The sequence below is a fragment of the Xanthomonas cissicola genome, from assembly GCF_008801575.1.
Lineage (GTDB): Bacteria > Pseudomonadota > Gammaproteobacteria > Xanthomonadales > Xanthomonadaceae > Xanthomonas > Xanthomonas cissicola.
The window spans coordinates 19197-29158 of the sequence record NZ_VZPL01000060.1; the positions used below are offsets into that span (position 1 = coordinate 19197).

Annotated in this window: 9 protein-coding genes, 1 tRNA gene and 1 pseudogene; 2 read left to right on the forward strand and 9 right to left on the reverse strand. The window is 64.9% G+C overall.

Annotation, left to right across the window (positions count from 1 at the left end):
* Positions 1–113: 113 nt before the first annotated feature.
* The 6 genes from pgi to pcnB form a co-directional block, all read right to left on the reverse strand.
* Positions 114–1628, reverse strand: a complete 1515-nt coding sequence (gene pgi, locus F7R02_RS19365; protein ID WP_078589606.1) for a glucose-6-phosphate isomerase — start codon at positions 1626–1628, stop codon at positions 114–116.
* Positions 1625–2005 (reverse strand): aspartate 1-decarboxylase, encoded by a 381-nt coding sequence (panD, locus tag F7R02_RS19370; protein WP_003481969.1) that lies wholly within the window; start codon positions 2003–2005, stop codon positions 1625–1627. Before panD ends, pgi begins: the two co-directional genes overlap by 4 nt.
* A 166-nt stretch (positions 2006–2171) precedes the next feature.
* The gene (gene panC / locus F7R02_RS19375) at positions 2172–3014 is read right to left on the reverse strand and encodes a pantoate--beta-alanine ligase (RefSeq protein ID WP_078589605.1); all 843 of its coding nucleotides are present in this window, start codon (positions 3012–3014) and stop codon (positions 2172–2174) included.
* Positions 3011–3826 carry a 3-methyl-2-oxobutanoate hydroxymethyltransferase gene (panB, locus tag F7R02_RS19380; RefSeq protein ID WP_007965766.1) on the reverse strand — a complete coding sequence of 272 codons (816 nt, stop codon included), beginning with the start codon at positions 3824–3826 and terminating at the stop codon, positions 3011–3013. Before panB ends, panC begins: the two co-directional genes overlap by 4 nt.
* Positions 3827–3861: 35 nt before the next feature.
* On the reverse strand, positions 3862–4347 hold the full coding sequence (gene folK, locus F7R02_RS19385) for a 2-amino-4-hydroxy-6-hydroxymethyldihydropteridine diphosphokinase (RefSeq protein ID WP_003481958.1): 486 nt from the start codon (positions 4345–4347) through the stop codon (positions 3862–3864).
* Positions 4348–4350: 3 nt separating this feature from the next.
* Positions 4351–5718 carry a polynucleotide adenylyltransferase PcnB gene (pcnB, locus tag F7R02_RS19390; RefSeq protein ID WP_078589604.1) on the reverse strand — a complete coding sequence of 456 codons (1368 nt, stop codon included), beginning with the start codon at positions 5716–5718 and terminating at the stop codon, positions 4351–4353.
* Between the two features lie 49 nt (positions 5719–5767).
* On the opposite strand from pcnB, the gene F7R02_RS19395 reads away from it, so the two are divergent.
* Positions 5768–5842 (forward strand) — tRNA-Glu (locus tag F7R02_RS19395).
* A 484-nt stretch (positions 5843–6326) separates the two neighbouring features.
* Here F7R02_RS19395 and folE2 read toward each other — a convergent pair.
* A complete protein-coding gene (folE2, locus tag F7R02_RS19400) occupies positions 6327–7244 on the reverse strand; it encodes a GTP cyclohydrolase FolE2 (protein WP_033479866.1) in 918 nt (305 codons plus the stop codon).
* 37 nt (positions 7245–7281) lie between these two features.
* Positions 7282–8451, reverse strand: a complete 1170-nt coding sequence (locus F7R02_RS19405) for an N-acetylmuramoyl-L-alanine amidase (RefSeq protein ID WP_078589603.1) — start codon at positions 8449–8451, stop codon at positions 7282–7284.
* A gap of 213 nt (positions 8452–8664) precedes the next feature.
* On the opposite strand from F7R02_RS19405, the gene F7R02_RS19410 reads away from it, so the two are divergent.
* Positions 8665–8883, forward strand: a complete 219-nt coding sequence (locus F7R02_RS19410) for a hypothetical protein (RefSeq protein WP_078589602.1) — start codon at positions 8665–8667, stop codon at positions 8881–8883.
* Positions 8884–9844: 961 nt separating this feature from the next.
* Here F7R02_RS19410 and F7R02_RS19420 read toward each other — a convergent pair.
* Positions 9845–9962: pseudogene (locus tag F7R02_RS19420) on the reverse strand (IS5-like element ISCARN85 family transposase); the annotation flags it as partial.

The following is a 9962-nucleotide window of genomic DNA, read 5'->3' on the forward strand; positions in this document are numbered from 1 at the left end:
AAATTCCCAATTTAGGAAATTTGTCCATTTTGTCCAAACAATGCGGTCGACCATGCCGTCCAAAACAAAACGGGCCCGCAGGCCCCGTTTTTTTAAGCGCGATGCGCAAATGCTCAGCCGCGCAACTTGTTCAGCAGCTCGCGCGTCACCGGGTCGGCCACATCGGCCGATTCGCCCTTCAGCGCCGGCAGCAACTGGCTGGCCAACTGCTTGCCCAGCTCCACGCCGAACTGGTCGAACGCATTGATGCCCCACATCACCGATTGCACGTAGACGCTGTGCTCGTACATCGAGATCAGCGCACCCAGCGCCTGCGGGGTGAGCGCATCGAGCAGGATCACCGTGCTCGGGCGGCCGCCCGGGTAGCTGCGGTGCGGGTCGCTGCTGTCCTGGCCGTTGGCCAGCGCCTCGGTCTGCGCCAGCACATTGGCCATCAGCGCAGTATGGTTTTCCGCGTACGGGTCGTCGTTGTGCACGGTGCCGATGAAATCGGCCGGCACCACGCTGGTGCCCTGATGCAGCGCCTGGAAGAAGCTGTGCTGCACATCGGTGCCGGCACCGCCCCACCACACCGACACGGTGTCGCTGTCCACCGCCGAGCCATCGAGCTTGACGCGCTTGCCCAGGCTCTCCATCACCAGCTGCTGCAGGTAAGCCGGCAGCAGTGCCAGGCGCTGGTCGTAGGTCATCACCGCGTGCGTGGCGCTACCGAGCAGGTTGCGGTTCCACACTGCCGTCAGGCCATGCAACACCGCAACGTTTTCTTCCAGCGGCGTGTTGAGCACATGTGCATCGAACTGCGTGGCGCCTTCCAGCAGTTGTTCGAAACGCTCGAAACCAATGGCCAATGCAATCGGGAAACCCACTGCCGACCACAGCGAGTAGCGCCCGCCCACCCAATCCCACATCGGCAGCACGCGGCCGGGTGCGATATCGAAGGCCTTGGCGGCACGCTCGGGGTTGGCACTGACTGCGTACAGCCGCTCGCTGCCACCGAGCCAGGCATGCAGGATGCTGCCGTTGAGCAGGGTTTCCTGGGTGCCGAAGGTCTTGGAGATCAGGATACCGGCGGTGCGTGCCGGGTCCAGCGTGGCCAGCGTGCGCTGCATCGCCGCACCATCGACGTTGGAGACGAAATGCACGCGGAAACGCGCGCCCGACGGCGCCCGCAAGGCATCGGCTACCAGCCGCGGACCAAGGTCCGAACCGCCGATGCCGACGCTGACGATATCGGTGACGTCGGTGGCTTCCAGCTGCTGGATCAGCGCGCCCATGCGTTGGCGGACTTCCTCGGCGGTGGCATACGCTTCGGAGGCCACCGGCGCATCGGTCAGGTCGCCGCGCAATGCGGTGTGCAATGCAGCGCGCTGTTCGGTGACATTGACCTGCTCGCCACGGAACAGGCGCTGGAACGCGCCGGAAAGATCGCGCTCGCGCGCGATGGCGAACAGCGCATCGAGCGCGGCGCGGTCGTACTTTTGCCGCGCGAAGTTGAAATACAACGGACCGACTTGCCTGGCGTATTGCGTCGGCCGTTCCGGCTCGGCGGCAAGCAATGCGGGGATGGCAGCGCCGCACAGGCGCTGGGCGTGGGCGTGAAGCGCGTCGAATCCGTTGGTCTGTGTCATGCGGCCTGCGTGGGGATGCTGTGGTTGGTGTGGGAGATCGCGTTGTGCGCGTTCACATATACCAGATTGGGCTTGAAGGTCTTGGCTTCGTCTTCGCTCATGCTGGCGAACGCCGCCACGATGATCAGATCGCCCACCTGCACGTGACGCGCCGCGCCACCGTTGAGCGACATGATGCCGCTGCCGTCTTCGGCGCGGATGGCATAGGTGCTGAAACGCGCACCGTTGGTGACGTCCCAGATATGGACCTGTTCGAACTCGCGGATGCCGGTCGCTTCCAGCAGCAGGCCGTCGATGGCGATCGAGCCTTCGTAGTTGAGCTCGGAGTGGGTGACGGTGGCGCGGTGGATCTTGGCTTTCAGCAGGGACAGATGCATGGACGCAGGCAACGACAAAAGGAAAGCCGGCATTTTAGCGGAAAGCGCCCGTCCCCACCGGTTTGCGCTGCGGCCGGTGGTGAGGGCTTCAGGCCTGCGCAGCGCGCGCAAACGCGCGCCCCGTTCGCTGGCGCTGCCGGACGGCTCCGACGGCGCGTCGGCCTGCTCAGAATTCCAGGTTGTCGATCAAGCGCGTGTTGCCCAACCGGGCCGCGATCAAGGCCGCGCGCGCGCCGGCGTGGCTGTCGCCTGGCTCGCTGAGATCAGGCAGCCGCACCACCGCGTAATCGACCCGGAAACCGGCCTGTTCCAGCGTGTGGCTGGCCGCATCTTCCACCTGCGCACGCGGCGTGCCGGCGGCATAGCTGTCGCGCATCTGCAGCAGCACCTTGCGGATCGTGCTCGAGATCGGGCGATCTTCCGCCGACAGATACTGGTTGCGCGAGCTCATCGCCAGGCCATCGGCCTCGCGCACGATGCTGCCGCCCAAAATTTCGATCGGAAACGCCAGGTCGGCCACCATCTGCCGGATCACCGCCAACTGCTGGTAATCCTTCTTGCCGAAGGCGGCCACGTCCGGCTGCACCTGGTTGAACAATCGCGCCACCACGGTGCACACGCCATCGAAATGCCCGGGCCGGCATTCGCCTTCCAGCACATCGCTGACGCCGGGCGCGTGGATCGGTGTGGCCAGCGCGGTACCGAGCGGATACATGGTGTCCACGTCCGGCAGCCACAGCGCATCGCAACCGGCGTCTTCCAGGCCACGCAGGTCGGCCTCGGGCGTGCGCGGGTAGCGCGCAAAATCTTCATTCGGGCCGAACTGGGTCGGGTTGACGAACACGCTGGACACCACGCGGTCGGCGTACTGGCGCGCCAGCATCACCAACGAATAATGCCCGGCGTGCAGGTTGCCCATGGTAGGCACCAGCGCCACACGCAAGCCCTCGCGCTTCCAGCCATTGACCAGGGCGCGCAGTGCGGAAAGATCGGTCAGGGTCTGGATCATGCGGCGTACGCGTGCTCTGCATCGGGAAAACTGCCGTCGCGCACCGCCTGTGCATAGGCGCGCACCGCGCCGGCAACCGAGCCGCCTTCGGCCAGGAAATCCTTGACGAACTTGGGCCGGCGGTGGCCACTGTCCAGCCCGAGCATGTCGTGCATCACCAGCACCTGGCCGTCGCAACCGGGGCCGGCACCGATACCGATGGTGGGCACGCTGAGGTCTGCACTGATCTGCGTGGCGATCGGCGTCGGCACGCATTCCAGCACCAACAGGCTGGCACCGGCGTCGACCACGGCCTGTGCGTCACGACGCAGCTGCTCGCCAGCCTCGCCGCGCCCCTGCACCTTGTAGCCACCGAACCGCAGCACCGATTGCGGGGTCAGGCCCAGGTGCGAGCAGACCGGGATCTCGCGCTCGACCAGGTAACGGATGACCTCCAGCTTGTGCCCGGCGCCTTCGATCTTGACCATCTCCGCGCCAGCCTGCAGCAGCTGGGTGGCGGCGTCCAATGCACGCTCAGGCGTGGCGTCGGCCTGGAACGACAGGTCCGCCACCAGCAAGGCGCGATCGAGCGCACGGGCAACCGAAGCCGTGTGGTAGACCATGTCGGCGGTGGTCACCGGCAAGGTGGAATCGTGCCCCTGCACCACCATGCCGAGCGAATCGCCGACCAGGATCAGGTCCACGCCATTGGCGTCGAAGGTGCGCGCGAAACCGGCGTCGTACGCGGTCAACATGACCAGTTTTCGACCCTCGCGCTTGGCCTGCGCCAAGGCGGGCACGGTCCAGGGCTTGCTGTCGGCGTGGCTGCTCATGAAGTCATTACGTGGGGTGATAAGCCGGCCATTATCTACCCAATCGGCTCCAGCCCGCAGGTATCGATGGCGTGCAGGGCGCGCCGCACTGTTCCATGGCCCGGAATGATCGCCTCCGGCGCCAGCTCCGACAGCGGCAGCAGGGCGAAGGCGCGCGCGTGCAGATGCGGATGCGGCACCTGCAGCTGCGGCAGGTCGATCACCTGATCGGCGTACAGCAGCAGGTCCAGGTCGAGCGTACGCGGGCCCCAGCGCTCGCCGGCGCGACGCTCGCGGCCGAACGCCTGTTCGATGCCGAGCAAGGCCTCCAGCAGCGGCAGCGGCGCAAGCTCGGTACGCAGCTGGGCCACGGCATTGATGAAGTCGGGCTGGTCTTCGCGGCCCCAGGCCGGCGTGCGATACAAGCGCGATGCGGCGATCAGCGTGGTTTGCGGCACGGCGCCCAGCGCGGCGATGGCCGCGCGCACGCTGGCCTCGGCCGGGCCCAGGTTGGCACCCAGGCCGACAAAGGCGGTCTGCATGCCCTACTCGCCGGCCGGTGCGCCGGTCCGACGGCGGCGTCGGCGACGCTTGCGCGGTGCGCCCTCATCGCTGTCGTGGTCGGCCTGCGCCGATTCGATCGCATCCACCAGTTCCTGGCCGGACGACTTCTGCGCCTCGCGCCAGAACTCCACATCGGCGGCGTGATCGGGCGACGCGAACTGACGCAACACCAGGAAATCGAATGCAGCGCGGAAGCGCGGATGCGACAAGGTGCGGAATACCCGCTTGCGCTGACGCGAGGAGAAACGCGTCTGCAGCAACCAGATTTCCTGCATCGGCAGCGAGAAACGGCGCGGCAACGCGACGCGCTCCAACTGATGCAAGGTGACGCGATCGGCCGCGCGGCGCTGCGCATCCTCCGGTTGCACACCTTGAGCCTGCAGCCCCCTCAAGGTGCGGCAGAACGCAGGCCACAGCAGCAACGCAAACAGGAAGGCCGGCGACACTGGCTCGTCGTTGGCCACGCGTGCATCGGTATTGCGCAGGCCTTCCAGCACCATCGCTCGCAACGCACCACTGCGGTTGGACTTCAATGCCGCCGCGCTTTCCGGGAACAGCGCACCGAGCAGGCCGTAACGCTCCAGACCTTCGAAGCTGGCCACACCATGCCCGGACAGGAACAGCTTGAGAATTTCTTCGAACAACCGCGCAGGCGCAGCTTCGGACAGCAGCCCGGCCAGACGCGGAATGGGTTCGGCGGTTCCGGCTTCGATGTCGAAATTCAACTTGGCAGCCAGACGCACCGCGCGCAGCATGCGCACCGGGTCTTCCTGGTAACGCAACTGCGGGTCGCCGATCAACTTCATCAGGCGCGCCTGCACGTCTTCGAAGCCACCGCAGTAATCGCGTACCGAGAAATCCTCGATGGCGTAATACAAGGCATTGCAGGTGAAATCGCGGCGGATCGCATCGTCTTCGATGGTGCCGTAGACGTTGTCGCGCACCAGCCGGCCGTTATCGAGTTCGCGGTCGCCGCTGCCATCGTCGACATTGGCGCGGAAGGTGGCCACTTCGATGATTTCGCGACCGAACACCACATGTGCCAGACGGAAGCGGCGGCCGATCAGGCGACAGTTGCGGAACAGCGCCTTGACCTCTTCCGGCGTCGCGTCGGTGGCCACGTCGAAATCCTTCGGGTGGCCGCCAACCAGCAGGTCGCGGACCGCACCGCCGACCAGATAGGCGCCAAAGCCCGATTCGCGCAGGCGGTACAACACGCGTAACGCGTTGGGACTGATGTCCTTGCGCGAGATGGTGTGCTGGTCGCGTGGAATGACGCGCAGCGTGAACGGAGATGTAACTGAGGGTTCGATGATGGCGCTTCCGTCTTGTGTTGCAGGATTGCCCAACGGCTATTACCTCACTATACTAGCGCGCTGCACAAGACGTGACAAAAGCGCTCCCTTCGTCTAATGGTTAGGACGTGGCCCTCTCAAGGCTAAAACAGGGGTTCGAGTCCCCTAGGGAGCACCACGATGCGTCTCACTGCAAAACGCCAGAGCCCCGCATTGCGGGGCTTTTGCGTTGTAGCGCAGGCATGCGCACATGCGTTGGTCTGTGTGGCATCGGGCGGGCCGCAACCATCTCCGTCTCACATCCTGGCCTGATCAGGACCGCCGGGCCCAGGAAGTAGTCGAGGTTGGTTGCCGCCCACACGGCGCCGGATTCCATCTCACGCCCGCGATGCGGCAGCGCTTTATCGGGATGCGATACGGCCATGCCCTCACCTGGCCGCAGACAAACGCATGCAGATTCGCAGGCATCGCACGGCAAGCGTTCGACGATGTGTCGATCTCAGGAACGCGGCTCAGATCAGCCACATCAGCACAAGGAGAACGGACCTCATCGCGGCGCGCTCGGCGGTGCGCGTTCGCTGCGCGGCGACGTGAGTAGACGTGCTGTATCTGTGCACCATGCGTGCCGACCGCCTTGGGAATTTGCAGTGCATCGCGTCTGCTCACATGGTTGTCGGGCCAAGCACCGCGTCGTCGCTGCCGGTTTCGGCGACGGCGTCGTGGGCATGCAGGCTTTCCAGATGGCGTACCGCTACATGAAAGGCCGCGTAGTGCTCTGCCAGCGGCTTGCGCAGGCGTCGCGCCGCATCTTCGACATACATCAGGTTTGCGCCATTCAGGCGCGCAAATGCCTGTTCGTCTGGTCGCCGCACTGCTGCCTGCACCGGCGTCGCCAACGCCTGCTCGCACAGACCGACCAGTTGCTGGATGGCCAAGCGCTGCGCATCGGCGGGCAGCTCGACGCGTACCTGCGCCACGCTGCGTTGGCTATGCGGCGTGGCGTAGGTACCGTGGTCCTGCAGCCATTGCACAACATCGCGCAGCGGCAGCGTATCGCGCCCGGCATGTTGCTGCACGAATGCATCGCTCAGCAGCTGCCGCGACAAGGCTGCCGAACAGGGGCAGGTGGAGGCGTACAACACCTCGATCTGGAGCTGGATCGTGGTGCGCCCTGCCCTGCATTGCGCGGCGATGTGCACCGGATAGGCACGCCAGCCACTCAGTCCCTCACTGCGCAATGCCGGCGTGCGTAACATCAGTTCGAAGCTGAGCGTCAGCCGAGCGGCGCGGCTCGCGCAATCGGCATGGCTGTCGATCAGCGCCTGCAATAACTGCGAGAGCATGGCCGGCGACAATGGCTGCTGCAGATGCGTATCCAGCAGGCGGTACAGCCGCGACATGTGGATGCCTTTCAGCTCTGCCCGCGGCAGGTCGACCTGCACGCCGGCGCGCGCGGCGAGCTGGCTGCTACCGGTCTCCAACTGCACGGGAATGGCGATGTCCTGCATGCCCACCCATCGCAGGGGCGCGCTCAGCGTTGATGGTTCGGTCACAGCAACATCGGGAAGCGTAGGGGACATCGGGGGTCTCGTCGAAGATAAAGGTGACGACCGCGCCTCAGGCGCGGCCAGGAAACGCAGCGAAGTAATCGTCGATTCCCGCATGCAATGTCTGCGCGAGTTCGTCCTGATGCGTATCGCTGCACAGGCGGCTGCAATCGTCGCGATTGCTCATGAAGCCGGTTTCTACCAGCAGCGACGGAATGTCCGGCGACTTCAACACCGCAAAACCGGCCTGCCCCACCTGGTTTTGATGCAGGCGCGTCACCTGCTGCAGGCGCTCCAACATCAACGTGCCGAATGCCAGGCTGCTGGCGATGGTGCCGCTCAGCGACAGATCGGCCAGCACCTGCGACAACACCGGATTGCTCGGCACCCGCAGCCGGCGCGCGGTATCGCCCATGTCGTCGGCAGCGTTTTCGCTATCGGCGATCCAGCGCGCCAGCGCGGAGCTGGCGCCAGTCTGCGACAGCGCAAAGACCGAGGCGCCGCGCGCTTGGCGCGTTGGTGCGGCATCGGCATGGATGGAGACGAACAGGTCCGCATTGCGGCGATGCGCGATCAACACGCGCTCGTGCAACGGCACGAAGCGGTCATCGCTGCGGATCATGGTCGGCCGGTAGCGCGCATCGGCCGCCAGGCGTCGATGCAGCCGCCCGGCGACCGCCATGGCCACATGTTTTTCGTAACGCGCATCGGCACTGACCGCTCCCGGATCCTTGCCGCCGTGGCCGGCATCGATCGCAACCACGTAGGGGCGCAGGCGATGACCGAGCGCGGCCGGCGCGAGCGCATCGGCGACATGGCTGTCCACCACCTCCGGCGCCTCACCTGTCTTCGCTGCCGCCTCGCCGCCCATATCGATCAGCAGCTCACCGCCCTGCCAGCGCGGCTGCGCGGCAACCGGCCGGGTCAGATCGAGCACCACGCGCACGCCGTCGCCATGCACACCCGCCCGGAGACCGGTCACCGGCTCGCCATATGTAATCGATGCGATCGGTGGCAGCGCAGGTGCCACTTGTCCCAGGTCGATGACCAGCCGCTGTGGGCCCGTCAAAGTGAACAGGTGGTACTGCGTCGGCGCGGACAGGGACAGACGCAACTGCGTCCCCCGATCGCCTCGCTGCAGCGAGCACGCCTGCAGACGGGTCTGGCCTGCTGCCCTGACCAAGCCGGGCGCAAGCACCATGGCCGCGCCGATGGCCTGCAACAACGCGCGTCGCTTCATGCAGTCGGCCTGCAAGGGTGACGGGCAATGGCGGGATCGCGTGCGTGCCCTGCGGGAGGGGCGTGACGCTGAAAGACACAAGAGGCGATAGGAATGAAAGGCACGACGCATCGACGGCGGTCAAGATTATCATTATAAAGTAACAACAGAGAGCGCGGTGCAAGTGTCAACGACTCCGTGCGCTTGTCACCATTCATCTTCCCGAGGACACCCATGACCACCGGCCCGGTCCCCGCCAGTTACGACGCCTGGCGTCGCTGCATCGAACTGGATTGCGCCCAGCCGCTGACGGCCGCCTTCATCGCCCAGCGCCTGGCCGCCTTACGCGACCCGGACGACCACCACACCCAGCAGTTCCTGCGCCGCTGGGGAGCGCAGCACCACGCCCAGGTCATTGCATGGTTCGAGCGGGCTCGGCAGCGAGCACTATAGGGCTAGCTCGACGGCTTGCGCGGTTGCCAATGGAGGGACGACGCATTCGTGACCGGCCCAAGTAGGAGGGCATAAGCCCTGGCCTGGCGGTGGCTGGCGGTGTGGACGTGCGCTCCGTTCCATGCCGAGGTGGCCAAGGTTGATCGCCTGTCCCAAGGACTGCGCGTCAAAAAGAAGCCCAGGCCATCCGCTCGGTACACGCCACTCTTAATGACTAATCCGTAGTGTCGCCAGCATGAAGCCCCCTTCCCCGATGCCGACATTCATGGCGGCCTGCAAACCTGTGCTCAAGGCCCCGTTTGACCTCTACAGCATTGTCGACGGATCTAGGAAAGCAGTTCCCTTGAGCTAATGGACTTTCGATAAAACATCGACATCGATACACCGAATAGACGTACCGTAGGCTGGCCTGAATCGCAGGCAGAAATGCCCCTAGCAGGGAGAGGCGAAAACATCATGCGAACGAAGAAAAACCAGCTCAAGTATCTTTGCGTAGTGGCCGGAGTTCTGCTCAGTGGTCCTGCACTCGCTCAGAGCGGCGGGTGCTGCGCAGGTGGCGTAGGCGCCAGCGCCACAACCGGACTTGGAGAGCGTAGCCCCGCAGCAGCGGCGAACCTCACGCTGGATCCTGCCTGGCCGATTTACGAGTTCCAGCGCGACGGTGTGACCTACCTGCAGATCAATGACGCAAGCGGCGGGGTCCGAGCGGTCGTTGCACGCATCGACAACGCGATGTGGGTACTTCCAATGGGTAAGGATGCAGACCGCGTCTCCGTACCTTCCGCTAACACCCTTTGGGGCAACCCGACGTCAGCGGCAACCGCTGCGGAGCCAGGCCCCAATGCACGCACGATTTACCGGACTACCCACTTCACTGTGCAAGTCGAGCGGCAAGCCTACGAGGAACGCTGGAAGGTGTCTCCGTCGCAGTAACTGTAGGCACTTCTGCAACTAGGGCCTGTTAACACATCCGAAGCCCATCAACGACTAGGACGAAGCTGAGGAATCCAAGGAACATGACATCCAGCTTCTCGAAGCGCGAGAAAATCCGGCGGTAGCCTTTCAAGCGACGGAACAGT